Origin of the sequence: Lysobacter sp. H23M47, from assembly GCF_015209765.1 — a bacterium.
GTDB lineage: Bacteria > Pseudomonadota > Gammaproteobacteria > Xanthomonadales > Xanthomonadaceae > Novilysobacter > Novilysobacter avium.
Genome location: NZ_CP063658.1, coordinates 1,757,061 through 1,781,966, shown reverse-complemented (window position 1 = coordinate 1,781,966; position 24,906 = coordinate 1,757,061). Strand labels below are relative to the sequence as shown.

Genomic DNA, 24,906 nt, shown 5'->3' with positions numbered 1-24,906 from the left:
AAAGAGTCTTCCGATGCTGTTGTTCCTCAACGTCATCTATGTGCTGATCGCCGCCTCCATGATCGTGCTGATCCTGATGCAGCGCGGTTCCGGCGCGCAAGCCGGCGCGGGCTTTGGCGGCGGCGCCTCCGCGACAGTGTTCGGCGCACGCGGCGCTTCCAGCTTTTTGTCCAAAGCCACCAAATGGCTCGCGATTTCCTTCTTCGTGATTGCCATGTTCATGGCATGGCAGGCGACCGATGTCGCCGTTGGTCCGGTAAATGCAGGGCAGGGCTTGGGCGTGATGTCGCAGGTGCCGGTTGATGCCGCGCCCAGCGCTCCCGCCGTTCCCGTTCAGGTGCCTGTTGAGGCGCAGGACCCGGTGGCTGCCCCTGAGGTGCCCACGGCCCCGGCCGTTCCCGAGACGACGGATTCGGCACCGCCCGAACCGGTCCAAAACTAGGTCGGTCGCGATAAGATAGTCAGTCACATCCGGCAAGGAAGCACGGGTGTCCGGTCGCCATGACCGGAAGCCGGGTCCACCCGTTAGCGGGCGGAGCGGAGCAGGAGGCGTTGAGCTGGAGCATGTGCCCAGGTGGCGGAATTGGTAGACGCACTACCTTGAGGTGGTAGCGGCTTAGGTCGTGGGGGTTCGAGTCCCCCCTTGGGCACCACTCCACAGTTGTACCGTCAACGGCATCGGCTGCTGCCACAGGCAGCATTGATGCCGCCGAGCCAAGGCCACGCACAAGCGTGGTGTAGCCGAGAGAACAGAAGTGCTGGGCGAATATCTGCCGACCTTGTTGTTTCTTATCGTCGCCAGCGGCATTGGCGTCGCCCTTCTGGTGGTGGGACATCTGCTTGGGCCCAAGCGCCCGAGCCTGGCGAAAATGTCCCCGTACGAATGCGGCTTCGAAGCGTTCGAAGACGCGCGCATGCAGTTCGACGTGCGCTACTACCTTGTCGCCATCCAATTCATCATTTTCGATCTGGAAATCATCTTCCTGGTGCCCTGGGCGACGGTATTCCGTGATCTGGGCGTGGTTGGCCTGGTGGAGATGGGAATCTTCGTGAGCATGTTGCTGCTCGGCTTCATCTACGTGTGGAAGAAGGGAGCGCTGGAATGGGAGTGAGTGAGACCATCTCGGGCCTGATGCATAACCCGGTGCCCGAAGGGCGCCTGGACGACATCCTGCTCGCCGGCGAAGACAATCCCCTGCTGCAGCAGGGCTTTGTCACCACCAGCCTCGATGCATTGTGGAACTGGGCACGCACCGGTTCGATGTGGCCGGTGTCGTTCGGCCTGGCATGCTGCGCGGTGGAGATGATGCACGCCGGCGCGGCACGGCTCGACCTTGACCGCTATGGCGTCATTTTCCGCCCCTCGCCGCGCCAGTCCGACGTGATGATCGTGGCCGGTACGCTGGTCAACAAGATGGCGCCCGCGCTGCGCAAGATCTACGACCAGATGCCCGAACCCAAGTGGGTCATCTCGATGGGCAGCTGCGCCAACGGCGGCGGCTACTACCATTACTCCTATTCCGTGGTGCGCGGCTGTGACCGGATCGTACCGGTTGACATCTACGTGCCCGGCTGCCCGCCAACGGCGGAGGCGCTGGTGTACGGCATCCTGCAGTTGCAGAAGAAGATCCGCCGCGGCACGAACTTTGGCGACAACAAGACCGGTGTCCGTGATGAGTGAGTCGATCACCGCGTACGCCGATCGCCTGCGCGCGCGTTTCGCCGACTGCACGGTCACTGTCGCCGAGCCGCGCGGCGAGATCGGTATCGAGGTCGATCCCGCACAGTGGCTCGCCACTGCACGCGCCCTGCGCGACGAGTTCGGCTACGAGCAACTGACCGACGTCAGCGGCGTGGACTACCTGACCTGGGGCAGCGACGAGTGGAACACGGAGCCTTCCTCCGAGGGTTTCTCACGTGGCGTGGAAGGAAAAGGCCCGGGTCGCTTCGTCTGGGGACAGATGCCCAGCGGCGCCGCCGATGCGCCCAAGCGCCGGTTTGCCGCCGTGGCCCACCTGCTGTCTTTCCAGCACAACCAGCGCCTGCGCATGCGCACGTTCGCCGCCGATGACGAGATGCCGATTGTGGACTCGCTCACCTCCGTTTGGGCGGGCGCCAACTGGTTCGAGCGCGAGGCGTTCGACCTGTTCGGCATCGTGTTCGAGGGCCACCCGGACCTGCGCCGCATCCTCACCGACTACGGTTTCATCGGCCACCCGTTCCGCAAGGATTTCCCGTTGATCGGCAACGTCGAAGTGCGATACGACGCCGAGCGCAAGCGCGTGATCTACGAGCCGGTCTCCATCGAGCCGCGCGTGCTGGTCCCGCGCGTGATCCGGGATGACTCGCGTTACCTGACCGCCGCCGATGAAACGGCCACGCGTCTGGGGTTGAAGCCATGAGCACGCCTGCCACCACCATGCCGTTGATCAACGAAACCACCGACAACCCGCATGGCGGCGTCACCGGTTCGGCGGAAATCCGCAACTACACCATGAACTTCGGCCCGCAGCATCCGGCCGCCCATGGCGTGCTGCGCCTGATCATGGAGATGGACGGCGAGGTCGTGCAGCGCGTCGATCCCCACGTCGGCCTGCTGCACCGCGGCACCGAGAAGCTGGCCGAATCCAAGCCGTTCAACCAGTCCATCGGTTACATGGACCGCCTGGATTATGTCTCGATGATGTGCAACGAGCACGCCTACGTGCGCGCCATCGAGAACCTGATGGGTCTGGAGGTGCCGGAGCGTGCGCAGTACATCCGCACGATGTTCGACGAGATCACCCGTCTGCTGAACCACCTGATGTGGCTGGGCTCCAACGCGCTCGACCTGGGCGCGATGGCGGTGATGCTGTACGCGTTCCGCGAGCGCGAAGAGCTGATGGACGTGTACGAGGCGGTGTCGGGCGCGCGCATGCACGCCACCTACTACCGTCCCGGCGGCGTCTACCGCGACCTGCCCGACGTCATGCCGCGTTACAAGGAATCGCCGTGGCGCAAGGGCGGCAAACTCAAGCGCTTCAACGCCTGGCGCGAAGGCTCGATGCTCGACTACCTGGACTCCTTCTGCGACGACTTCCCGCACCGCGTCGACGAGTACGAAACGCTGCTCACCGACAACCGCATCTGGAAGCAGCGCACCGTCGGCATTGGCGTGGTGAGCCCGGAGCTGGCCAAGGCCTGGGGCATGTCGGGCGTGATGTTGCGTGGTTCGGGCATCGAATGGGACCTGCGCAAGAAGCAGCCCTACGCGAAGTACGCGCAGATGGACTTCGATATCCCGCTGGGCACGCAGGGCGACTGCTATGACCGCTACCTGGTCCGCATCGCCGAGATGCGCCAGTCCACGCGGATCATCAAGCAGTGCGTCGCCTGGCTGCGGGTCAATCCCGGTCCGGTGATGGTCGACAACTACAAGGTCCGGCCGCCGGCGCGCGAGGAGATGAAGGAGTCGATGGAAGCGTTGATCCATCACTTCAAGTTTTTCACCGAGAGCTACTGCGTGCCGGCTGGCGAGACCTACTGCGCGGTCGAGGCGCCCAAGGGCGAGTTCGGCTGCTACCTGGTCTCGGACGGCGCCAACAAGCCGTTCCGGGTCAAGCTGCGCGCGCCCGGCTTTGCCCACCTGTCGTCGATGGACGCTGTTATCCGCGGGCACATGCTGGCCGACGCGGTGGCGATGATCGGTACCTATGACCTCGTTTTTGGCGAGGTGGATCGCTGACAAGGCGATCGCTGAGGATCTGAACGAATGAAAGCGACTGGAAATTTCGAGGCGTGCCGCAACGTCGACCCGATGGTCGTGCTGTCGGATGCGACGCGCGCGTTCATTGACCACTGGGTGGCCAAGTTCCCGGCGGACCGCAAGCGCTCGGCGGTGATCCAGGGGCTGTTCGCGACCCAGGAGCAGAACGGTGGCTGGCTGAGCGACGAGCTGATCGCCGCGGTCGCCCGCTACCTCGGGCTGCCGCCGGTGCTGGCCTATGAGGTCGCGACCTTCTACTCCATGTTCGTGCTCGAGCCGGTCGGTCGCAACAACGTCGCTTTCTGCACCAACATCAGCTGCTGGCTCAACGGCGCCGAAGAGCTGGTCGCCCATGCGGAGAAGACGCTGGGCTGCAAGCTGGGCGAGTCCAGCCCCGATGGCCGGGTGTTCCTCAAGCGCGAGGAAGAGTGTGTCGCCGCCTGCTGCGGTGCCCCGGTGATGCTGGTCAACGGTCATTACCACGAGAAGCTCGACGCCGCTGCCGTCGACGCGATCCTCGCTGGTCTGGAGTGAGGCAGAACATGTCCCACCACGATTATTCCAAGAGCACCGGTCCGGTCGGGCCGGCTCCCCAGGAGCACAACGTGGTCTACACCACGTTGCACTTCGACACGCCCTGGTCCTACGACAACTATGTCGAGATCGGCGGCTATGAGGCCTGGCGCAAGATCCTCGCCGAGAAAACTCCGCGCGCCGACGTCATCGAGATGGTCAAGCAGTCCGGTTTGCGCGGTCGCGGCGGCGCGGGCTTCCCGACCGGCCTGAAGTGGAGCTTCATGCCCAAGGACGACGGGGTGCAGAAGTACATCCTCTGCAACTCCGACGAGTCCGAGCCGGGTACGTGCAAGGACCGCGACATCCTGCGTTACAACCCGCACGCGGTGCTCGAGGGCATCCTGATCGCGTGCTACGCGACCGGCTCCACCGTGGCCTACAACTACATGCGCGGCGAGTTCCACCACGAGCCTTTCGAGCGCATCGAGCAGGCGCTCAAGGACGCCTACGCCAACGGCCTGGTGGGCAAGAACGTCCTCGGCTCCGGCATCGACGTCGACATCTACAACGCGCTGGGCGCGGGCGCCTACATCTGTGGTGAGGAGACCGCGCTGATGGAGTCGCTGGAAGGCAAGAAGGGCCAGCCGCGCTACAAGCCGCCGTTCCCGGCCAACTTCGGCCTGTTCGGCAAGCCGACCACGATCAACAACACCGAGACCTACGCCTCGGTGCCGGCGATTGTGCGCAACGGCGCTGACTGGTTCCTCAACCTGGGCAAGCCCAACAATGGTGGCGCGAAAGCGTTCTCGGTGTCCGGCCACGTCAACAAGCCGGGCAATTACGAGGTCCGCCTGGGCACGCCGTTCGCCGAGCTGCTGGAAATCGCCGGTGGCGTGCGCAACGGCAACAGGATCAAGGGCGTGATCCCCGGTGGTTCCTCGATGCCGGTGTTGCCGGGCGAGACCATGATGGGGCTGACCATGGATTACGACGCGCTGCAGAAGGCCGGCTCCGGTCTGGGCTCCGGCGCGGTGATCGTGATGGACGAGACCACCTGCATGGTCCGCGCCTGCCAGCGCATCTCCCGGTTCTACTACCAGGAAAGCTGCGGCCAGTGCACCCCGTGCCGCGAGGGCACGGGCTGGATGTACCGCATGATCAGCCGCGTGGTCGACATGCGCGCCACGGTCGAGGACCTGCATGTGCTGCGCGAGTCGGCCGGGCAGATCGAAGGCCACACCATCTGTGCCTTCGGCGAGGCTGCCGCGTGGCCGGTGCAGGGGTTCCTGCGCCATTACTGGAACGAATTCGAGTACGCGATCTTGAACAAGCGTTTCCTGGTCGATGACCAGCGCGACGGCCGGGTAGTGGGGGCAGCGGCATGAGCACGACTCCGGACAAGCCGACTGAAGACGCGCCCGTCGTGCCCGAAGGCTACGTGTCGATCGAAATCGACGGCGTGGCGACCTTTGCGCCCAAGGGTTCGATGATCATCCAGGCGGCCGACAAGATCGGTATTCCGATTCCGCGTTTCTGCTACCACGACAAGCTGTCTATCGCGGCCAACTGCCGGATGTGCCTGGTTGACGTGGAAAAGATGGGCAAGCCGGCACCGGCCTGCGCAACGCCGGTCATGGACAACATGAAGGTCAGCACGCGCAGCGAGAAGGCGCTCAAGTCGCAGCGCAACGTCATGGAGTTCCTGCTGATCAACCATCCGCTCGACTGCCCGGTCTGCGACCAGGGCGGGGAGTGCGAGTTGCAGGATCTGTCGCTGGGTTACGGGCGCTCGGTCAGCCGCTTCAACGAGCGCAAGCGGGTGGTGGCCGACGAGGACATCGGGCCTCTGGTGGCCACGGAGATGACCCGTTGCATCCACTGCACCCGCTGCATCCGCTTCACCGCGGAGATTGCCGGTACCTACGAGCTGGGCGGCATGTATCGCGGCGAGGACCTGCAGATCGGCACCTACGACGGCAAGCCGCTGACCACCGAGCTGTCGGGCAACGTGATCGACGTCTGCCCCGTGGGCGCGTTGACCAACAAGCCGTTCCAGTTCCGCGCCCGCGCCTGGGAAATGGTCGCCCGCGAGTCGCTGGGCTACCACGATGCCCTGGGCAGCAACCTGTTCCTGCACGTGCGTCGTGGCGAGGTCATGCGCACCGTGCCGCGCGACAACGACATGGTCAACGAGTGCTGGCTGTCGGATCGCGACCGCTATTCGCACCAGGGCCTGTATGCCTCCGATCGGGCGATCGCCCCGATGCTCAAGGAAGGCGGCCAGTGGCGCGAGGCGAGCTGGGAAGAGGCGCTCGCCGAAGCCATCCGGGTGCTTCGCGACAATGCCGGTGACAATCTCGGCATGCTGGTCAATCCAGCCACTTCCAACGAGGAGGGCGCGCTGCTGGCCCGCCTCGCCGAAGCGCTGGGCACGGGCAATATCGACCACCGCCTCAGCGAGAACGATCTGTCGGATGCGGCCGTGGCGGATGTTTTCCCGGCCCGCGTTGCCGACATCGAAAACGCCGACGCGATCGTCATCGTCGGCTCGAACCTGCGCCATGAGCTGCCACTGGTGAACGTGCGTGTGCGCAAGGCCTGGCAGGCCGGTGCGAAGGTGTACGTCGTCAATCCGGTCGACTTCGAGCAGACCTTCGATTTGTCCGGGAAGCACATCGTCGCGCCATCGCAAATGGCTGCCGCCCTGGCGGACGCCGGCTTGCGCGAGGCCCTCAACGGTACGAAGAACGCGCTTGTGTTTGTGGGCGCGTTGGCCGAGAACGGTCCGCATGCCGCGGCGATCCGTGGCGCCGTCGCCGACCTCGCTGCCGGGACCAGTGCCCAGGTGTGCCGCATCCCGCAGGGTGCCAATGCCGTCGGCCTGGCCGATCACGGTGTGCTGCCGACCTCGCGCGACGCTATGGCGATGCTGGCCGAGCCGCGCGCCGCCTATGTCCTGTATGGCATCGAGCCGGGCCTCGACTTTGCCGATACAGCGGTCGCGCTGAAGGCGCTGTCAGGTGCGCAGGTCGTGGCGTTCAGTCACTTCGCCTGCGAATCCACCCTCGCGGTGGCGGACGTGATCCTGCCGATCGGCCTGCTGCCGGAAATCGACGCCACCCTTACCAATCTGGAAGGGCGCGAGCAGGTTGCTGTCGCCGGTGGAAAACTGCCGGGTCAGGCGGAGCCGGGTTGGCGCGTCCTGCGTGCACTCGCCGGCGACCTGTCGTTGCCGGGCTTTGATTTCACCGATCTGGCCGGTCTCCGCGCCAGCGTGGTCAAGCGCGAGGTAGCGCCGGTGCCCGGCAAGGCGCCAAGCATCGGTGACGATGGGTTGGAAGTCGCGCTGGGTACAGCCATCTACCGCTGCGACGCCGTCGTTCGTCGCGCCGCCGCGCTGCAGGCCCATCCGTTGAACGTCGGGGCGCGCGCCAGCCTGCACCCGGATGATGCGCGCGAGCTTGGTCTCGACGAGGGATCAACCGGCAAGTTCGGCACCGCGGCCGGGACCGCTGCACTGCCGGTGTTCGTCAGCGACACGGTGGCGCGCGGCACGGTGTGGATTGAAAGCGGCCATGGCGCCACGGCTCCGCTGGGGTCCGGTCGCGTGACCGTCGGGAGGGTGTCGGCATGATGGACAGCGTTATCGACCCGTTCCACGCCTGGCTCGAGTCCTTCGGTGCGGTCGGCACGGTCACGTGGCTGGTGCTGATGATCGTTGCGATCTGCGTGCCGCTGATCCTCGCCGTCGCCTTCTACGTGTTGTGGGAGCGCAAGCTGATCGGCTGGATGCACGTGCGCGTCGGCCCGAAATACGTCGGCTTTGGCGGCTTCCTGCAGACCTTCGCCGACGTCTTCAAGCTGCTGTTCAAGGAGATGCTGCAGCCTGCAGCCGCGTCGCCATTCCTGTACCGGCTGGCTCCGCTGCTGTCGCTGGTGCCGGCGCTCGCGGTCTGGGCCGTCATCCCGTTCGACGCCCAGGTGGTTCTTTCCAACGCCAACGCGGGGTTGCTCTACATCCTGGCGATGACCTCGCTGGGCGTGTACGGCGTGATCCTTGCCGGCTGGGCGACCAACTCCAAGTACGCGCTGCTGGGCGCGATGCGCGGTGCCGCGCAGATGGTGGCCTACGAGATCGCGATGGGCTTCTCGCTGGTCGGCGTGATGCTGGCCGCTGGCAGCCTGAACCTGACCGAGATCGTGATGGCGCAGTCGGGCAACGCTGGGCCGTTCGAGTGGTTCTGGCTGCCGCTGCTGCCGCTGTTCGTGATCTATTTCGTGTCCGGCGTTGCCGAGACCAACCGCCTGCCATTCGACATGGTGGAAGGCGAGTCGGAGATCACCGGCGGCCACCTGGTCGAGTACTCCGGCGCCGGCTTCGCGCTGTTCTTCCTGGCCGAATACGCGAACATGATCCTGATCAGCTTTCTGGTCCCGATCTTCTTCCTGGGCGGCTGGCTGAGCCCGTTCCAAGGCATGGGCATCCCGCTGCTGTCGGTGGACGGCTGGTGGTGGCTGATCGCCAAGGTGCTCTTCTTCGCCAGCTGCTTCATCTGGTTCCGTGCCTCCTTCCCGCGCTACCGCTACGACCAGATCATGCGGCTGGGCTGGAAGGTGTTCGTTCCGCTGGCGATCGTCTGGATCGCCGTGGTCGCGGTCATGGCGTATTTCGGCGTGTTTGAGCCGGGGCAATAAGGTAGAGGCATGAATCGCATCGTTCCCTTTTTCAAAAGCCTGCTGCTCATCGAGTTGCTTAAAGGCATGGGTCTGACGCTGAAATACGCGTTCAAGCCCAAGTACACGCTGATGTACCCGATGGAGAAGACACCGCAGTCGGTGCGCTTCCGCGGCATCCACGCGCTGCGCCGTTACCCCAACGGCGAAGAGCGCTGCATCGCCTGCAAGTTGTGCGAAGCGGTGTGCCCGGCGCTGGCGATCACCATTGACTCGGAACGACGCGAGGACGGCACCCGTCGAACGACGCGTTATGAGATCGACCTGTTCAAGTGCATCTACTGCGGCTTCTGCGAGGAGTCCTGCCCGGTGGACTCGATTGTCGAGACCCATATCCACGAATACCACTTCGACCAGCGCGGACAGAACGTCGTCACCAAGCCGCAGTTGCTGGCAATTGGCGACCGGCTCGAAGCTGAAATCGCCGAACGTCGCGCCTCCGACGCGCCCTACCGCTGAGTGCACCCCATGGACTTCGTCTTCATCGCGTTCATCGCCTTTTCCATCGCTGCCACCGCGGCGGCGGTCGCTGTCATCAGCGTCCGCAACCCGGTCCATTCCGCGCTGTCGCTCGTGCTCACCTTTTTCTCGGTCGCCTGTGTGTGGATCGTGGGCGGCGCGGAGTTCCTTGGCGTGGCGCTGGTCGTCATCTACGTCGGCGCGGTGATGGTGCTGTTCCTGTTCGTGGTGATGATGCTCGACATCGACATCGCCGGGATGCGCGAGGGTTACGTGCGCTATCTGCCTGTCGGGCTCGTCGTGGCGGTGGTGATGCTGATCGAGATGCTGATGCTCATTGGCGCGCGCGCCAAGATGGCGCAGCCGTTCCCGGCCGATCCGGCGTTGGCGGCTGGCGTGGGCAATACCGAATGGGTCGCCACCGAGCTGTTTACCCGCTTCCTGCTGCCGTTCGAGACGGCGGCCGTGATCCTGACGGTGGCGGTGATCGCGGCGGTGACGCTGACCCTGCGGCCGATCCGCGAGGGTGGCAAGAAGCAAAACCCCAGTGAACAGGTCAAGGTGCGCGTCGCCGATCGTCTGCGCGTCGTCAAGATGGATTCGTCAACGCCGGCAAACCTGCGTGATCCGGTTGCAGCCGACGTCGACCCGGAGGAGGGCGCGTAATGGAAATGGTCGATTCCAGCCTGGCCTTGGGCCACTACCTCGCATTGGGTGCGGTGCTGTTCTGCATCTCGGTTGCGGGCATCTTCCTCAACCGCAAGAACGTCATCGTCCTGATCATGTCGATCGAGCTGATGCTGCTCGCCGTCAACATCAACTTCGTCGGTTTCTCGCGACAGTTCGGCGATCCGGCCGGCCAGGTGTTCGTGTTCTTCATCCTGACCGTGGCTGCGGCTGAAGCCGCCATTGGCCTGGCGATCCTCGTCACGCTGTTCCGTAACAGGCGCACGATCAACGTCGCCGAAATCGATTTGATGAAGGGCTGATCCGATGTCGGGTATGGAATTCGTCGTTTCCAAGTCGGCGCTGCTGGCCATCGTCCTCGCGCCACTGGTGGGCACGATCATCGCGGGCTTCTTCGGCCGCAGGATCGGCCGCGCCGGCGCGCACAGCGTCACCATCCTGGGTGTGGCGATCAGTTGCGCGCTGTCGGGCTGGGTGCTGTGGCAGCTGGTGGGGCAGGGTGCGGCGCCGTTCAACGAGAACCTCTACACCTGGTTCAAGGTCGGCGGCTTCGAGGCGCATATCGGCTTCATGGTCGACAAGCTGACCGCGATGATGATGGTGGTGGTGACGTTCGTGTCGCTGTTGGTGCACATCTACAGCATCGGTTACATGGCCGGCGACGACGGCTACCAGCGCTTCTTCAGCTACATCAGCCTGTTCACCTTCTCCATGCTGGCGCTGGTGATGAGCAACAACTTCCTGCAGCTGTTCTTCGGCTGGGAAGCGGTGGGTCTCGTCTCGTACCTGCTGATCGGTTTCTGGTTCAAGCGCCCCACCGCGGTGTTCGCCAACTTCAAGGCGTTCATGGTCAACCGCGTCGGCGATTTCGGCTTCATCCTGGGCATCGCCGCGGTGGCCTGGCACTTTGGCTCGCTGGACTACGCGACCGTGTTCGCCAATTCGACCAGCCTGGTCGGCCAGACCATGTCGGTGATCGACGGTCACGAGTGGTCCATCGCAACCGTGATCGGCATCTGCCTGTTCATCGGCGCGATGGGCAAGTCGGCGCAGGTGCCGCTGCACGTGTGGTTGCCGGACTCGATGGAAGGCCCGACACCGATCTCCGCGCTGATCCATGCCGCGACCATGGTCACCGCGGGCATCTTCATGGTGGCGCGGATGTCACCGCTGTTCGAGCTGTCGGATACCGCGCTGCAGTTCATCCTGTTCATCGGTGCGACCACTGCGTTCTTTACCGGCCTGATCGGCATCGTGCAGAACGACATCAAGCGGGTGATCGCGTATTCCACGCTGTCCCAGCTGGGCTACATGACCGTCGCGCTGGGCGTGTCGGCATACAGTGCGGGCGTCTTCCACCTGATGACCCACGCTTTCTTCAAGGCGCTGCTGTTCCTGGGGGCCGGCTCGGTGATCATCGGCATGCATCACGAGCAGGACATGCGCCGCATGGGCGGCCTGCGCAGGTACATGCCGGTGACCTACTGGACGATGCTGATCGGCACGCTGGCCCTGGTCGGCACGCCATTTTTCAGCGGTTTCTACTCCAAGGACACCATCATCGAGGCGGCGCACCACGCCAGCGCCGGTGGCAGCTGGGTCCACCAGTACGCGTACTGGGCCGTGTTGCTGGGCGCATTCGTCACCGCCTTCTACAGCTTCCGCCTGCTGTACCTGACCTTCCACGGCAAGGAACGCTTCCGCGACGCGCCGGCCACCGTCCACGGCGACGCGCTGCCCCATGAAGGCCACGACGTCCACGAGCCGCACGAGTCGCCGCTGTCGGTGACGGTACCGCTGATCCTGTTGGCGATTCCCTCCGTGCTGATCGGCTTCTTCACCGCCGGCCCGATGCTGTTCGGCACCAACTGGCGCGGCAACATCGAACAGGCGCCGTTCTTCCTCGGCTCCATTGATGTCAGTGCCGCGCGTGACGTGGTCGCCACCCTCGCGTCTGAGGTCTGGCATGGCCCGGTCCAGTTCGCACTGCATGGCCTGACCGCGCCGACGTTCTGGCTTGCCCTGGGCGGGTTTGCCCTGGCCACGGTGATGTATGTCTGGAGGCCGGATCTGCCGGCCAAGGCCCGCGCGACATTCGCAGTTCCGGTCCGCATCCTCGAGGAGAAATACGGTTTCGACACGCTGTGGATCAAGGGCCTCGCCGGTGGCAGCCTCAAGGTCGGCCAGGCATCCAGCGCGGTGGACAGCAAGTTGATCGACGGACTGTTCGTCAACGGCAGCGTCCGGGTGGTCGAGCTGGTTGCCAACCTGAGCCGCCGGATCCAGTCCGGCTACCTGTACCACTACGCCTTTGTGATGATTATCGGCCTGATCGTGATGTTGGCCGCCCTCATCCGTAACCTGATCTGACAAGGACCGCGACGTGACCCCCGAGCCCTTCCAGAGCGCGCTTCCTTTGCTGAGCCTGCTTGTTTGGCTGCCGATCATCGGCGGCCTGATCACCCTCGCCCTTGGTAACGATCGGGCCGTTCCCGCCCGCTGGTTTGCCACCGGCGTCGCCGCCATCACCTTCGTGCTGAGCCTGCTGCTGTTCACCGGATTCGACTACAGCACCGCGGCGATGCAGTTCGTCGAGAACAAACCGTGGATCCCGGCCTTCGATATCCGCTACCACTTCGGCGTGGACGGATTCTCGGTGCCGCTGATCGGCCTGACCGCGCTGACCTCCGTGCTGGTGCTGATCGGGGCGTGGGGCGTGGAGAAGCGCGTCAGCCAGTACTACGCCTCCTTCCTGATTCTGGAAGGGCTGATGATCGGCATCTTCTGCGCGCTCGACTCGATGCTGTTCTACGTGTTCTTCGAGTGCATGCTGATCCCGATGTTCATCATCATCGGGGTCTGGGGCGGACCGCGCCGGGTCTACGCCGCGCTGAAGTTCTTCATCTACACCTTCCTCGGGTCGGTGTTCATGTTGATCGCGCTGATCTACCTGTACATGAAGGGCGGCAGTTGGCAGATCGCCGACATGGTGCAGCTGTCGCTGACCGCCACCGAGCAGACCTGGATCTTCTTCGGCTTCCTGCTCGGTTTTGCGATCAAGATCCCGATGTTCCCGGTGCACACCTGGTTGCCGGACGCGCACGTCGAAGCACCGACCGCCGGTTCGGTGATCCTGGCCGCGATCATGCTGAAGATCGGCGGCTATGGCTTCCTGCGTTTCGCGCTGCCGATCGTCCCTGATGCGGGCGCGGAGTGGGCGTGGCTGCTGATCGCGCTCAGCCTGATCGCGGTCGTCTACGTTGGTCTGGTCGCGCTGGCGCAGTCGGACATGAAGCGGCTGATTGCCTACTCCTCGGTCGCCCACATGGGTTTTGTCACCCTGGGTACCTTCATTGCCTTCGGCCTTGTGCGCGACTTCGGCAACGTCGACGCGGCGCGTCTGGGCCTGCAGGGTGCGATGGTGCAGATGGTCAGCCACGGCTTCATCTCCGCGGCGCTGTTCACCAGCATCGGCGTGCTCTACGACCGCCTGCACACGCGCCGGATCAGCGATTACGGCGGCGTGGCGAACCTGATGCCGGCGTTCGCGGTGTTCTACGTGCTGTTCGCGATGGCCAACTCAGGGCTGCCGGGTACCTCCGGGTTCGTCGGCGAGTTCATGGTCATCGTCGCCAGCTTCCAGAAGCACCCGTTGATTGCCCTGGTGGCCGCGCTGACCCTGATCATCAGTGCCGGTTACAGCTTGTGGCTGGTCAAACGCGTGCTGTGGGGGCCAGTTGCCAACGACAAGGTCGCGGCGATGAAGGACATCAATGGCCGCGAGATGTTCGTGCTGGGGGTTTTTGCCGTCTTTACCCTGGCGCTGGGCGTTTGGCCCAAGCCGCTGACCGACATGATGGAACCCACCATCGCCAATCTGGCGATGCAGATCGCCGCATCCAAGTTCTAGGCAAGTTGCAACCAGTCCAGTCGGCCAATCGCGCGACCTGCGCCTGACCAATCAGAGATAGCCAATGATCCACGTACGTTCCGCCGCCGAATTGCTGCCGCTGCTGCCAGAGCTGGTCCTGGTCGGCGGTGCCTTCGCGCTGCTGATGCTCGATCTGTTCCTGGACGAGACCCGCCGCGCCGTCATCCATGTCCTGTCGATGGTCCTGTTGCTGGCCGTGGCGGCGATGCTGGCCACCGGCGTGGGGGAGCACGGGATCGTATTCGACGGCATGTTCGTGCGCGACACGCTTGCAGATGTGCTGAAGATCGGCATCGCGCTGGCGTCGGCGCTGTCGATGGTTTACCTGTGGCCTTTCATGCGCGAGCGGGGCATCTACAAGGGCGAGATGTCGGTGCTGATGCTGTTCGCGACCCTGGGCATGATGCTGCTGGTGTCGGCCGGCAACCTGGTGATGATCTACATCGGCCTGGAGATGCTCGCGCTGTGCTCCTACGCGCTGGTGGCCATCGACCGTGACAACTCGATGGCGTCCGAGGCGGGCATCAAGTACTTCGTGCTGGGGTCGCTGGCTTCCGGTTTGCTGCTTTACGGGCTCTCGCTGATCTATGGCGCCACCGGCGCGCTGGACATCCAGGCCGTCGCGTTGGCCGCGCCGATCACCGAGTCGCCCACGCTGCTGGCGACCGGCCTCGTGTTCGTGGTCGCAGGCATCGCCTTCAAGTTCGGTGCCGCGCCTTTCCACATGTGGCTGCCGGACGTGTACCACGGTGCGCCCACTCCGATCAGCCTGTTCATCGGCTCGGCGCCCAAGCTGGCCGCCTTCGGCCTGACCTACCGCCTGCTGGAGCAGGGCCTGGGGCCACTGAACGACCATTGGCGGATCATGTTGGGCGTCCTGGCGGTGCTGTCACTGGCGCTCGGCAACTTCGGCGCGCTGATGCAGGTCAACCTGAAGCGGATGCTGGCGTACTCGACGATTTCCCACGTGGGCTTCCTTCTGATCGGGTTCGCGGCCGCCTCTCCCGGCGGTTATGCAGCGGCGATGTTCTATGCCATCAGTTACGCGCTCATGGCGGCGGCCGCCTTCGGCGCCATCGTGGTTATGTCGCGCCGCGGCTTCGATGCGGACGAGATCATCGACTATCGCGGCTTGAACTCGCGCAACCCCTGGATGGCGGGGATGATCCTGCTGGTGATGTTCTCGCTTGCCGGCGTGCCGCCCTTCATCGGCTTCTGGGCCAAGCTTGCTGTGCTGCAGGCGGCGGTGCAGGGCGACATGCTCTGGCTGGCGATCGTCGGTATCGTTTTCGCGGTGATCGGCGCGTTCTACTACCTGCGGGTGGTCAAGGTGATGTACTTCGACGAGGCGGTGGGTCCCGTGCACCCTCCGTCCAGCAACCGGCCGCTGCGGATCGTATTCGGCGTGAACGCGATGATCCTGCTGGCGCTGGGTCTGGCCTGGAGCCCGCTGATGGAGTGGTGCCAGCGTTCCTTCGGCATCTGAGTCGACGCGCTGGCCGTCGCGCGCGACCTCCGATACTGCGGTTGGCGAGCGCAGACCGATTGTTGTTCCCATTTGGGTGGCGAGCGGTTATGATGCTCGGCCCGAGAGGGTGCGAAGACCGGTAAGACGGCTTCGGGCAACACCGGCAGACATCGTCCGTCGGGCAGGATATCCCCCAGAGGTCTTGGCGGGCTCTTGCGAAGTTTCAAGTCCGCCGATACAATGGGCGGCCTGATGCGGGGTGGAGCAGTCTGGCAGCTCGTCGGGCTCATAACCCGAAGGTCGCAGGTTCAAATCCTGCCCCCGCTACCAGCTTCAGATCAGGATCGCCAGAACAGCGGCGTTTCGCGGGCCTGCCTCCACATGGAGTCTCTTCCGTCATGATCGAAGCCTGGGCTTGGTGACACGCTCTGCTCGCGTGTCGCACCGACATCCAGGTGTTTGGACAAGGGGCCCATTGGGTCCTTTGTTGTTTTTGCTGGAATGGTTTGCAGATATCCACGTGCGATCGCAGGAGTCAGCCACGAGTGACGGACAAAGCCGCCGAAATCAGCCGCCTTCTCGCCCCAACGGTTTCTTCCCTGGGAGTCGAGCTGCTTGGCATCGAGTACCTCCCGTCACCGGGCGGTGCGGTCGTGCGGCTGTACATCGACGTGCCGGCCGACGGGGCTGATCCAGCGGAGACCGGCAATGGTGACCACTTGCCGCGCTCGGTCTCCATCGAGGACTGCGAGGCGGTGAGCCGCGAGGTGTCCGCCCAACTCGACGTGGAAGACCCGATTTCCGGCAACTACACCCTCGAGGTGTCCTCCCCCGGGCTCGATCGACCGCTGTTCACGCAGGCGCAGTTCGCCCGCTTCATCGGCGAGACCGCCAAAGTCACGCTGCGACTGCCGATCGATGGGCGCCGTCGCCTCACCGGCGTCATCACCCGGGTCGACGGCGAGGGCGTATCGTTCCTGGTGGACGGGGCCGAGTTTGTGGTCGCCGCAGACAATATCGACAAGGCGCGCCTGGTTCCCGACTGGGCCGCGCTGGGCCTGGCGCCAAGCAAGCCCGGTGCCAAGCCGGGTGCGCGAAAGAATCCAACCGGAAAATCAACCAACAAGCCGACGGCGGACGAACCGCCCGCGGCGGAGTGACGAGATGAGCAAGGAACTGTTGCTGGTCGTGGACGCGGTCGCCCATGAGAAGGGCGTGCCGGAGTCGGTGATCCTCGATGCCATCGAGGCCGCGCTGGCCTCCGCGGCGAAGAAGCGCTACCTCGACGAAGACGTGCTGGTCCGGGTCAAGATCAATCCCGAGGACGGCAGCTACGAGACCTTCCGGCGCATGGAAGTGGTCGCCGATGACGTGGTCATGGAGTCGCCCGACCGCCAGATCCGCCTGATGGATGCCGTCGATGAGGTCGAGGGCGTCGAGGTGGGCGACTACATCGACGAGCAGATCGACAACCCGGAGTTCGGTCGCATCGCAGCGCAGGCGGCCAAGCAGGTGATCGTGCAGCGCGTGCGCGAGGCCGAGCGCGCGCAGGTCATCGATGCCTGGAAGGACCGCGTCGGCGAGCTGGTGACGGGCATCGTCAAACGCGTCGAGCGCGGCAACATCTACGTCGACCTGGGCGGCAACGCCGAGGCGATCATCACCAAGGACAAGGGCATTCCGCGTGACGTCCTGCGTGCGGGCGACCGCGTCCGCGGTTACCTCTACGACGTGCGCAGCGAGCCGCGCGGACCGCAGCTGTTCATCAGTCGCGCCGCCCCCGAGTTCATGATGGAACTGTTCAAGCTCGAGGTGCCCGAGGTCGGCCAGGGCCTGGTCTCGATCATGGGCTGCGCGCGCGATCCGGGCGACCGCGCCAAGATCGCGGTGCTCGCGCACGACAACCGGACCGATCCGATCGGTGCCTGCATCGGCATGCGCGGTTCGCGCGTGCAGGCGGTCACCAACGAGCTCAACGGCGAGCGCGTGGACATCGTGCTGTGGTCCGACAATCCGGCCCAGTTCGTGATCAACGCGATGGCGCCCGCCGAGGTCCAGTCGATCATCGTCGACGAGGACAAGCACTCGATGGACCTGGCGGTGGCCGAAGACCGCCTCGCCCAGGCGATCGGCAAGGGCGGCCAGAACGTGCGCCTCGCCAGCCGTCTGTCGGGGTGGCAGCTCAACGTCATGACCCAGGACCAGGTCACCGAGAAGTCGGAGGCCGAGCAGTCGGCCGCCCGCCAGCTGTTCCAGGAGAAGCTGGAGGTCGATGAGGAAATCGCGTCGATCCTTGTGGCGGAAGGCTTCAATACCATCGAGGAGATTGCCTACGTCCCGGTCGGCGAATTGCTGGCCGTTGAAGGCTTCGACGAGGACATTGTCGAGGAACTGCGCACCCGCGCCCGCGATGCGCTGCTTGATGACGCGCTCGCCGCAGAAGAGGCGGTGGAGGACGACGGCGCGCCTTCGCAGGACCTGCTTACGCTGGAGGGCATGGACGAAGATCTCGCCCTCGTCCTCGCCGCGCGGGGCATCGTCACCAGGGACGACCTGGCCGACCTTGCCACCGACGAGCTGGCCGACGTTGAAGGCCTGGACGAGGCACGCGCCTCCGCATTGATCATGGAAGCGCGCAAACACTGGTTCGAGTAACGCGGCGGGGTTTTTGACCGGGTTCAGGCAACCCAGCCGCTACAATGCATCATCACGCACGGGCACTGGTCCGTGCCACAGGACACGGAAACCGAATGTCGCAGCAAACCACCATCCGCAAGTTGGCCCAACTGGTGAATACGCCGGTCGAGAAGTTGCTGGAGCAGTTGGCCGAGGCCGGCATGCCGTTCAGTGGCCCGGACCAGGCCGTCACCAGTACCGAGAAGGTCAAATTGCTCGGGTTCCTGCGTCGCACCCATGGCAAGCCGGAAACGGCGGACGCCAAGGGCGAGGCCCCGAAAAAGATCACCCTCAACCGCAGCCGCCGGCAGGAATTGACCGTCGGCGGTGGCAAGAGCCGGTCGACGGTGGATGTCGTCGTGCGCAAGAAGGTCACCGTGGTCCGGCCCGATGCCGGGGTCGTGGATCCGACCGATGAGCGCGCCGAGATCCTGCGCAAGCTGGAAGAATCGCGTCAGCGCAATCTGGCCGAGCAGAAGGCGTTGGCCGAGGCTGACCAGCGCCGCGCCGAGGAGGCCGAGCAGGCCAAGCGTGACGCAGAAGAAGCCGAGCGCCGCAAGATCGAAGAAGCCAAGGCCGCCGAAGCCGCGCCGGTGGTTGCTGCGCCCGACGAGATTCCGGAGCCGGCGCCTACGCATGGCCACGGTCATCCCAAGCCACCTGCCCGCGGCGATGACCGCCCGGCAGCACCCCGCAAGGGTCGTGGTGCGGCCGCTCCGGCGGGCCGCGATGATGATCGCGGCGGCAAGCGGTTTGCCGGACAGATGCACCTGAGTGCGTCCGATCGTGCGCGTCGTTCCACCAATACCCGTGGCCGCGCCAAGCCGCGCCGCCAGAGCGACCAGAGCCGTACCGGAACGGGCTTCACCCGGCCGACCGCGCCGATCGTGCGCGACGTCGCCATCGGCGAGACCATCACCGTGGCCGACCTGGCGCAGAAGATGTCGCTCAAGGGCGGCGAAGTGGTCAAGGCGCTGTTCAAGATGGGTGTCATGGCGACGATCACGCAGAGCATCGACCATGACACTGCCGCGCTGGTGACCGAGGAGCTGGGCCACAACGTGGTCCGCGCCGACGCCGCCGACGTGGAGAATGTCCTGCTGGCCCACGTCGAGAACATCGACGGCGAGCAGACATCCCGTCCGCCGGTCGTGACCATCATGGGTCACGTCGACCACGGCAAGACCTCGTTGCTGGATTACATCCGCCGTACCAAGATCGCCACCGGCGAAGCGGGTGGCATCACCCAGCACATCGGTGCGTACCACGTCGAAACCGACAAGGGCATCATCAGCTTCCTGGATACCCCGGGCCACGCGGCGTTCTCGTCGATGCGCTCGCGCGGTGCCAAGCTGACCGACATCATCGTGCTGGTGGTTGCCGCCGATGACGGCGTCAAGCCGCAGACGGTGGAGGCCGTGCAGCACGCAAAGGCCGCCGGCGTCCCGCTGATCGTGGCGATCAACAAGGTCGACAAGTCCGAAGCCGACCCGCTGCGGGTCAAGAACGAGTTGCTCGAGCACGAGGTCGTCGCCGAAGAGTTCGGTGGTGATACCCAGTTCGTTGAGCTCTCTGCCAAGACCGGGCAGAACATCGACGGCCTGCTGGACGCGATCACGCTGCAGGCCGAGTTCCTCGAGCTGTCTGCGGTGGCTGATGGCCGCGCCAGCGGCGTCGTCATCGAGTCCGCGCTCGACAAGGGCCGCGGTGCCGTGGCTACGGTGCTGGTGCAGCAGGGTGAGCTCAAGAAGGGCGACTACCTGGTCTGCGGAGTGCAATATGGCCGCGTGCGGGCGCTGTTCAACGAGGCAGGCGAGCAGGTCGATTCCGCCGGGCCATCCATTCCCGTGCAGGTCCTGGGCCTGTCCGGCGTGCCCGATGCCGGCGACGATTTCGTCGTGGTCGAGGACGAGCGCCTGGCCAAGGATGTTGCCGGTCAGCGTGACGCGCAGCGCCGCGAATCGCGTCTGGTCGCCCAGAGCGGCAACCGCATGGAAGACATCATGGCCCAGATCGGCCAGGGTGATCAGCTGAGCCTGCCCTTGATCATCAAGGCGGACGTGCAGGGTTCGGTGCAGGCACTGACCGAGGCACTCACCGCGTTGTCCACCAGCGACATCCGCATCAACGTGATCGGCTCCGGTGTCGGTGGTATCAACGAGTCCGACGCGCAGCTGGCCTCGACCTCCAAGGCCACCATCATCGGCTTCAACGTCCGCGCCGACGCCTCCGCGCGCAAGGTCATCGAGACCAACGGCGTGGACCTGCGCTACTTCTCGATCATCTATGACGTGATCGATCAGGTGAAGCAGGTCGCGTCCGGCATCCTGGGCGTGGAGATCCGCGAGGAAATCATCGGCAACGCCGAGGTCCGCGACGTCTTCCGCAGCTCCAAGTTCGGCGCGGTTGCCGGCTGCATGGTGGTGGAGGGCGTGGTCAAGCGGACCAAGCCGATCCGCGTCCTGCGCGACAGCGTGGTCATCTTCGAAGGCGAGCTGGAATCCCTGCGCCGCTTCAAGGAGAACGTCGACGAGGTCCGCGTCAACACCGAGTGCGGCATCGGCGTGAAGCAGTACAACGACGTCCAGGTTGGCGATGTCATCGAGTGCTTCGAGCGCATCGAAGTCCAGCGCACGCTGTGATGCGATGAAGACCTTCCATCGCTCCGATCGTGTTTCCGCCCAGCTCCGACGTGAGCTGGGCACCCTGGTGCATGCGGCGGTTCGCGAGCACGGCCTTCCATCGGTGAGCGTGTCCGATGTCGAGGTGACCCGGGACCTGGCGCACGCCAAGGTCTTCGTCACCGCGTTGCAGGCCGAGCGCTCCGACGAGGCCATGGCCGGGCTGAAGGAACTCGTCAAGCCGCTGCGTTACGAGTTGGGCCGGGCGATGAAGCTGCGCCACGTGCCCGAACTGCATTTCCACTACGACGACTCGGTCGACCGTGGCGAGCGAATCGACACCCTGCTGCGCGAAAACCCGCCGCTGGCCACCGATGACGGGGACGATCCGCAGGAATGACCGCCGCCGCGGGAAAACGTCCCCGTACCCGGTTTCGTTCCCTTGACGGCCTGTTGTTGCTGGACAAGCCCGCGGGCCTGAGTTCCAACCAGGCGATGCAGCGCGCCCGCCACATCTTCCGTGCGAGAAAGGCGGGCCATACCGGAAGCCTTGATCCCCTCGCGACAGGCTTGTTGCCGATCTGCTTTGGCGAGGCGACCAAGATCGCCGGGCTGCTGCTCGGTGCCGACAAGGCCTATCTGGCCACCGCAGTGCTGGGCATCAGCACCGATACCGATGATGCCGACGGCACGGTACTTCGCGAGCGCCCGGTCCCCGCGCTGGTCGATGCAGATATCGAAGCCGCGCTGACACCACTGCGCGGCGGGATCGAGCAGCGCGCACCGATCTACTCCGCGCTCAAACAGGGAGGTGAACCACTCTATGCCAAGGCCCGCAGGGGCGAAGCGATCGAGGCGCCGGTGCGTAAGGTCACCGTGCATTCGCTTGACCTGCTGGCGCGCGACGGGGAGCGCCTTCAGCTCGGTGTCGAGTGCGGTTCCGGTACCTACATCCGCAGCCTGGTGCGTGACATGGGCGAGTCCCTTGGCTGTGGTGCGCATGTCGAACATCTTCGCCGGACCTGGGTCGACCCTTTCCGGCAGCCCCGGATGCTTACCCTGGAGGCGCTGGAAGCGCTCGCGAAGCAGGGTGAGGCCGTCCTGGATGCCGCGCTGCTGCCCATTGAGGCCGGTCTGGCTGACTTTACCCGGGTGGACCTGGACGAGGCGCAGGCCCGCACGCTTGGCTTCGGACAGCCGGTTCTACCGGCAGCGAAGCCGGAGGTGAGTGCCGGCACCACGGTCGCGGTCCATGATCAGGACGGTCGTGTGCTCGGCATCGGGCGCATCGACGATGCCGGTTGGGTCCATCCGCAGCGCCTGTTCGCCTGGGCCACTGCCCCGCAGCCCTGAAATCCTCCCCTGCGCCTTGTTGTCACCTGGGCAGGAGGCTACAATTCGCCTTGCCTTTGACAGGCATCCTTCGTTTCAACAATCTCCTACCATCCAGCGGCGGACCATTGTGGTGCGCCGGCACTTTTTTCCAGTGCCGGCAGCGTTCTGCGGGTCGCGCGTCTACGAGGCACCAAGATGTCCATTGATACCCAGAAAGTCATTGAAGAGAACAAGCGCGGCGAGAACGACACCGGCTCGCCGGAAGTCCAGGTCGCCCTGCTGACCGCACGCATCGAGATGCTCCAGGGCCACTTCAAGGAGCACAAACAGGACCACCACAGCCGTCGTGGCCTGCTGATGATGGTCAACCGCCGTCGCAGCCTGCTTGACTATCTGCACCGCAAGGACGTGGCTCGTTACAAGGCATTGATCGCGAAGCTCGGCCTTCGTCGCTAAACTTTTCCCATCGCGGCGCTTACGGGCGCCGCGATGCGTTTCCGCGGTCGGAAGGCCGTGGTAGAACCAGCAACAGGTCGCAGCCGGCGACCGTCCGGGCAACCCCCCCCCGGCCAACGCCTGACCGCAACCGCACCGATAGGAATTCAACGTGTCAAAAATTACCAAGACCTTCCAGTACGGCAAACACCAGGTCACCCTGGAGACCGGTGAGATCGCCCGCCAGGCCGGCGGCGCAGTAATCGTCCGCGTTGAAGACACCGTGCTGCTGGTCAGCGCGGTTGCCAACAAGACCGCGCGCGAGGGCCAGGATTTCTTCCCCCTGACCGTCGATTATCAGGAAAAGTTCTACGCCGGCGGCCGCATCCCCGGCGGCTTCTTCAAGCGCGAAGGGCGCCAGACCGAGAAGGAGACACTGATCTCCCGCCTGATCGACCGTCCGATCCGCCCGCTGTTCCCCGATGGCTTCCGCAACGAGGTCCAGATCATCGCCACGGTGATGTCGCTGAACCCCGAGATCGACGGCGACATCCCGGCCCTGATCGGCGCCTCCGCCGCGCTTGCCCTGTCGGGCGCACCGTTTGACGGCCCGATCGCTGCCGCCAAGGTCGGCTACAAGGATGGCGAGTACATCCTCAACCCGACCGTCTCGGAGCTGGAAGACTCCAAGCTTGAGCTCGTCGTCGCCGGTACCGCCGATGCGGTGCTGATGGTCGAGTCTGAAGCCGATGTGCTGTCCGAGGACGTGATGCTGGGCGCGGTGATGTTCGGCCACCAGCAGATGCAGGTCGCGATCAACGCGATCAACGAGCTGGTCGCCGAGGCCGGCAAGCCCAAGTGGACCTGGTCTGCGCCGGCCGCCGACGAGTCGCTGGTCTCCGCACTGAAGGCCACGCTGGGCGATCGCCTGACCCAGGCGTTTGCGGTGAGCGACAAGCTCGAGCGCAAGGACGCTATCTCGGCGCTGAAGAAGGACGTGCTGGGCTCGATGGCCGAGCAGATGGAAGCCAACGGCTGGACCACCAGCGACGTATCCAAGCAGTTTTCCGAGCTGGAATACAGCACCCTGCGCGGCACCGTGCTCAGCACCAAGGTCCGTATCGACGGTCGTGCCCCCGATGCAGTGCGCGGGATCAGCTCCAAGGTCAGCATCCTGCCGCGTGTGCACGGCTCGGCGCTGTTCACCCGTGGCGAGACCCAGGCGATCGTCGCGGTCACCCTGGGTACCGCGCGCGATGGCCAGGTCATCGATGCCGTGGGCGGCGAGTACAAGGACCACTTCCTGTTCCACTACAACTTCCCTCCCTACTCGGTGGGCGAAGCGGGCCGCATGATGGGCCCGAAGCGCCGCGAGATCGGCCACGGCCGCCTGGCCAAGCGCGGCGTGCTCGCCGTGATGCCGACCATGGAAGCCTTCCCGTACACCATCCGCGTGGTCTCGGAGATCACCGAGTCGAACGGCTCCTCGTCGATGGCGTCGGTCTGCGGCAGCTCGCTGGCACTGATGGACGCCGGTGTGCCGATCAAGGCCCCGGTCGCGGGCATCGCGATGGGCCTGGTCAAGGAAGGCAACGACTACGTCGTGCTGTCCGACATCCTCGGCGACGAGGATCACCTGGGCGACATGGACTTCAAGGTGGCCGGTACCAGCGAGGGCATTTCGGCCTTGCAGATGGACATCAAGATCCAGGGCATCACCGAGGAGATCATGAAGGCCGCGCTGCAGCAGGCCAAGGCCGGTCGCCTGCATATCCTCGGCGAGATGGCCCATGCGATGACCAGCCCGCGTGGCGAGCTGAGCGAGTTCGCGCCGCGCCTGATCACCATCAAGATCCATCCCGACAAGATCCGCGAAGTGATCGGCAAGGGTGGCTCCGTCATCCAGGCCATCACCAAGGAAACCGGCACCCAGATCGACATCCAGGACGACGGCACGATCACCATCGCCTCGGTCAACGCGATCGCCGGCCAGGCTGCCAAGGACCGGATCGAGCAGATCACCTCGGACGTCGAGCCGGGCCGCATCTACGAAGGCAAGGTCGCCAAGATCATGGACTTCGGCGCGTTCGTGACGATCTCCCCGGGGAAGGACGGTCTGGTCCACGTGTCGCAGATTTCCAACGACCGCGTCGAGAAGGTCAGCGACGTGCTCAAGGAAGGCGACATGGTCAAGGTCAAGGTGCTGGAAGTCGACAAGCAGGGCCGCATCCGCCTGTCGATGAAGGCCGTGGACGAAGGCGAGGGTACGCCGGCGGAGTAATCCGCAAGGGCGCGATTG

At 64.8% G+C, this 24,906-nt stretch carries 22 protein-coding genes and 2 tRNA genes; all 24 read left to right on the top strand.

The features are described from left to right. The first annotated feature begins 13 nt into the window (after positions 1-13). Positions 14-442 (top strand): preprotein translocase subunit SecG, encoded by a 429-nt coding sequence (secG, locus tag INQ43_RS08030; RefSeq protein WP_194036098.1) that lies wholly within the window; start codon positions 14-16, stop codon positions 440-442. A 126-nt stretch (positions 443-568) separates the two neighbouring features. Next, positions 569-653 (top strand) — tRNA-Leu (locus tag INQ43_RS08025). 102 nt (positions 654-755) lie between these two features. Beyond that, complete coding sequence (locus INQ43_RS08020; protein WP_043957217.1) at positions 756-1,112, top strand: NADH-quinone oxidoreductase subunit A; 357 nt, start codon at positions 756-758, stop codon at positions 1,110-1,112. After that, complete coding sequence (locus INQ43_RS08015) at positions 1,103-1,681, top strand: NADH-quinone oxidoreductase subunit B (RefSeq protein ID WP_194033805.1); 579 nt, start codon at positions 1,103-1,105, stop codon at positions 1,679-1,681. The genes INQ43_RS08020 and INQ43_RS08015 overlap by 10 nt, the downstream gene beginning before the upstream one ends. After that, the gene (locus INQ43_RS08010; RefSeq protein ID WP_194033804.1) at positions 1,674-2,402 is read left to right on the top strand and encodes an NADH-quinone oxidoreductase subunit C; all 729 of its coding nucleotides are present in this window, start codon (positions 1,674-1,676) and stop codon (positions 2,400-2,402) included. Before INQ43_RS08015 ends, INQ43_RS08010 begins: the two co-directional genes overlap by 8 nt. A gap of 17 nt (positions 2,403-2,419) precedes the next feature. Beyond that, on the top strand, positions 2,420-3,724 hold the full coding sequence (locus INQ43_RS08005; RefSeq protein ID WP_194035816.1) for an NADH-quinone oxidoreductase subunit D: 1,305 nt from the start codon (positions 2,420-2,422) through the stop codon (positions 3,722-3,724). 27 nt (positions 3,725-3,751) lie between these two features. Continuing rightward, positions 3,752-4,279, top strand: a complete 528-nt coding sequence (gene nuoE / locus INQ43_RS08000; protein ID WP_194036097.1) for an NADH-quinone oxidoreductase subunit NuoE — start codon at positions 3,752-3,754, stop codon at positions 4,277-4,279. A gap of 8 nt (positions 4,280-4,287) precedes the next feature. Continuing rightward, a complete protein-coding gene (gene nuoF, locus INQ43_RS07995; RefSeq protein ID WP_194036096.1) occupies positions 4,288-5,646 on the top strand; it encodes an NADH-quinone oxidoreductase subunit NuoF in 1,359 nt (452 codons plus the stop codon). Continuing rightward, positions 5,643-7,895: an NADH-quinone oxidoreductase subunit NuoG gene (gene nuoG, locus INQ43_RS07990; protein WP_194036095.1), complete on the top strand. Its 2,253-nt coding sequence runs from the start codon at positions 5,643-5,645 to the stop codon at positions 7,893-7,895. The genes nuoF and nuoG overlap by 4 nt, the downstream gene beginning before the upstream one ends. Then, complete coding sequence (gene nuoH / locus INQ43_RS07985; RefSeq protein ID WP_228062449.1) at positions 7,892-8,956, top strand: NADH-quinone oxidoreductase subunit NuoH; 1,065 nt, start codon at positions 7,892-7,894, stop codon at positions 8,954-8,956. Before nuoG ends, nuoH begins: the two co-directional genes overlap by 4 nt. A gap of 9 nt (positions 8,957-8,965) precedes the next feature. Continuing rightward, positions 8,966-9,454 carry an NADH-quinone oxidoreductase subunit NuoI gene (nuoI, locus tag INQ43_RS07980; protein ID WP_194033800.1) on the top strand — a complete coding sequence of 163 codons (489 nt, stop codon included), beginning with the start codon at positions 8,966-8,968 and terminating at the stop codon, positions 9,452-9,454. A gap of 9 nt (positions 9,455-9,463) precedes the next feature. Beyond that, on the top strand, positions 9,464-10,120 hold the full coding sequence (locus tag INQ43_RS07975) for an NADH-quinone oxidoreductase subunit J (protein WP_194036094.1): 657 nt from the start codon (positions 9,464-9,466) through the stop codon (positions 10,118-10,120). 5 nt (positions 10,121-10,125) lie between these two features. After that, positions 10,126-10,443 carry an NADH-quinone oxidoreductase subunit NuoK gene (nuoK, locus tag INQ43_RS07970; RefSeq protein WP_194035814.1) on the top strand — a complete coding sequence of 106 codons (318 nt, stop codon included), beginning with the start codon at positions 10,126-10,128 and terminating at the stop codon, positions 10,441-10,443. Between the two features lie 13 nt (positions 10,444-10,456). Beyond that, positions 10,457-12,511: an NADH-quinone oxidoreductase subunit L gene (gene nuoL / locus INQ43_RS07965; protein WP_194036093.1), complete on the top strand. Its 2,055-nt coding sequence runs from the start codon at positions 10,457-10,459 to the stop codon at positions 12,509-12,511. 13 nt (positions 12,512-12,524) lie between these two features. Next, positions 12,525-14,051, top strand: a complete 1,527-nt coding sequence (locus INQ43_RS07960) for an NADH-quinone oxidoreductase subunit M (RefSeq protein ID WP_194036092.1) — start codon at positions 12,525-12,527, stop codon at positions 14,049-14,051. 64 nt (positions 14,052-14,115) lie between these two features. After that, a complete protein-coding gene (gene nuoN, locus INQ43_RS07955; RefSeq protein ID WP_194036091.1) occupies positions 14,116-15,558 on the top strand; it encodes an NADH-quinone oxidoreductase subunit NuoN in 1,443 nt (480 codons plus the stop codon). A gap of 235 nt (positions 15,559-15,793) precedes the next feature. Continuing rightward, positions 15,794-15,870 (top strand) — tRNA-Met (locus tag INQ43_RS07950). Positions 15,871-16,085: 215 nt separating this feature from the next. Beyond that, entirely contained in the window at positions 16,086-16,700 is a 615-nt protein-coding gene (gene rimP, locus INQ43_RS07945) for a ribosome maturation factor RimP (protein WP_194033795.1), read from the top strand. Between the two features lie 4 nt (positions 16,701-16,704). After that, a complete protein-coding gene (gene nusA / locus INQ43_RS07940; protein WP_194033794.1) occupies positions 16,705-18,195 on the top strand; it encodes a transcription termination factor NusA in 1,491 nt (496 codons plus the stop codon). 95 nt (positions 18,196-18,290) lie between these two features. Continuing rightward, positions 18,291-20,858: a translation initiation factor IF-2 gene (gene infB / locus INQ43_RS07935; protein WP_194036090.1), complete on the top strand. Its 2,568-nt coding sequence runs from the start codon at positions 18,291-18,293 to the stop codon at positions 20,856-20,858. A 4-nt stretch (positions 20,859-20,862) separates the two neighbouring features. Beyond that, entirely contained in the window at positions 20,863-21,237 is a 375-nt protein-coding gene (gene rbfA, locus INQ43_RS07930) for a 30S ribosome-binding factor RbfA (RefSeq protein WP_194033792.1), read from the top strand. Then, on the top strand, positions 21,234-22,190 hold the full coding sequence (truB, locus tag INQ43_RS07925; RefSeq protein WP_194036089.1) for a tRNA pseudouridine(55) synthase TruB: 957 nt from the start codon (positions 21,234-21,236) through the stop codon (positions 22,188-22,190). The genes rbfA and truB overlap by 4 nt, the downstream gene beginning before the upstream one ends. 177 nt (positions 22,191-22,367) lie before the next feature. Next, the gene (gene rpsO / locus INQ43_RS07920) at positions 22,368-22,628 is read left to right on the top strand and encodes a 30S ribosomal protein S15 (protein WP_043957234.1); all 261 of its coding nucleotides are present in this window, start codon (positions 22,368-22,370) and stop codon (positions 22,626-22,628) included. Positions 22,629-22,779: 151 nt separating this feature from the next. Next, positions 22,780-24,888: a polyribonucleotide nucleotidyltransferase gene (gene pnp / locus INQ43_RS07915; RefSeq protein ID WP_194033790.1), complete on the top strand. Its 2,109-nt coding sequence runs from the start codon at positions 22,780-22,782 to the stop codon at positions 24,886-24,888. The last annotated feature ends 18 nt before the right edge of the window (positions 24,889-24,906 follow it).

What these genes read in the sequence shown, in the direction of transcription:
- truB (WP_194036089.1), top strand. Translation starts at nt 21,234, where the DNA reads ATGACCGCCGCCGCGGGAAAACGTCCCCGTACCCGGTTTCGTTCCCTT.
- infB (WP_194036090.1), top strand. Translation starts at nt 18,291, where the DNA reads ATGTCGCAGCAAACCACCATCCGCAAGTTGGCCCAACTGGTGAATACG.
- nuoF (WP_194036096.1), top strand. Translation starts at nt 4,288, where the DNA reads ATGTCCCACCACGATTATTCCAAGAGCACCGGTCCGGTCGGGCCGGCT.
- nuoG (WP_194036095.1), top strand. Translation starts at nt 5,643, where the DNA reads ATGAGCACGACTCCGGACAAGCCGACTGAAGACGCGCCCGTCGTGCCC.
- INQ43_RS08015 (WP_194033805.1), top strand. Translation starts at nt 1,103, where the DNA reads ATGGGAGTGAGTGAGACCATCTCGGGCCTGATGCATAACCCGGTGCCC.
- rbfA (WP_194033792.1), top strand. Translation starts at nt 20,863, where the DNA reads ATGAAGACCTTCCATCGCTCCGATCGTGTTTCCGCCCAGCTCCGACGT.
- rpsO (WP_043957234.1), top strand. Translation starts at nt 22,368, where the DNA reads ATGTCCATTGATACCCAGAAAGTCATTGAAGAGAACAAGCGCGGCGAG.
- nuoN (WP_194036091.1), top strand. Translation starts at nt 14,116, where the DNA reads ATGATCCACGTACGTTCCGCCGCCGAATTGCTGCCGCTGCTGCCAGAG.
- INQ43_RS08010 (WP_194033804.1), top strand. Translation starts at nt 1,674, where the DNA reads ATGAGTGAGTCGATCACCGCGTACGCCGATCGCCTGCGCGCGCGTTTC.
- nuoK (WP_194035814.1), top strand. Translation starts at nt 10,126, where the DNA reads ATGGTCGATTCCAGCCTGGCCTTGGGCCACTACCTCGCATTGGGTGCG.
- nuoH (WP_228062449.1), top strand. Translation starts at nt 7,892, where the DNA reads ATGATGGACAGCGTTATCGACCCGTTCCACGCCTGGCTCGAGTCCTTC.
- INQ43_RS07975 (WP_194036094.1), top strand. Translation starts at nt 9,464, where the DNA reads ATGGACTTCGTCTTCATCGCGTTCATCGCCTTTTCCATCGCTGCCACC.
- INQ43_RS08005 (WP_194035816.1), top strand. Translation starts at nt 2,420, where the DNA reads ATGCCGTTGATCAACGAAACCACCGACAACCCGCATGGCGGCGTCACC.
- nuoE (WP_194036097.1), top strand. Translation starts at nt 3,752, where the DNA reads ATGAAAGCGACTGGAAATTTCGAGGCGTGCCGCAACGTCGACCCGATG.
- nuoL (WP_194036093.1), top strand. Translation starts at nt 10,457, where the DNA reads ATGGAATTCGTCGTTTCCAAGTCGGCGCTGCTGGCCATCGTCCTCGCG.
- nusA (WP_194033794.1), top strand. Translation starts at nt 16,705, where the DNA reads ATGAGCAAGGAACTGTTGCTGGTCGTGGACGCGGTCGCCCATGAGAAG.
- secG (WP_194036098.1), top strand. Translation starts at nt 14, where the DNA reads ATGCTGTTGTTCCTCAACGTCATCTATGTGCTGATCGCCGCCTCCATG.
- nuoI (WP_194033800.1), top strand. Translation starts at nt 8,966, where the DNA reads ATGAATCGCATCGTTCCCTTTTTCAAAAGCCTGCTGCTCATCGAGTTG.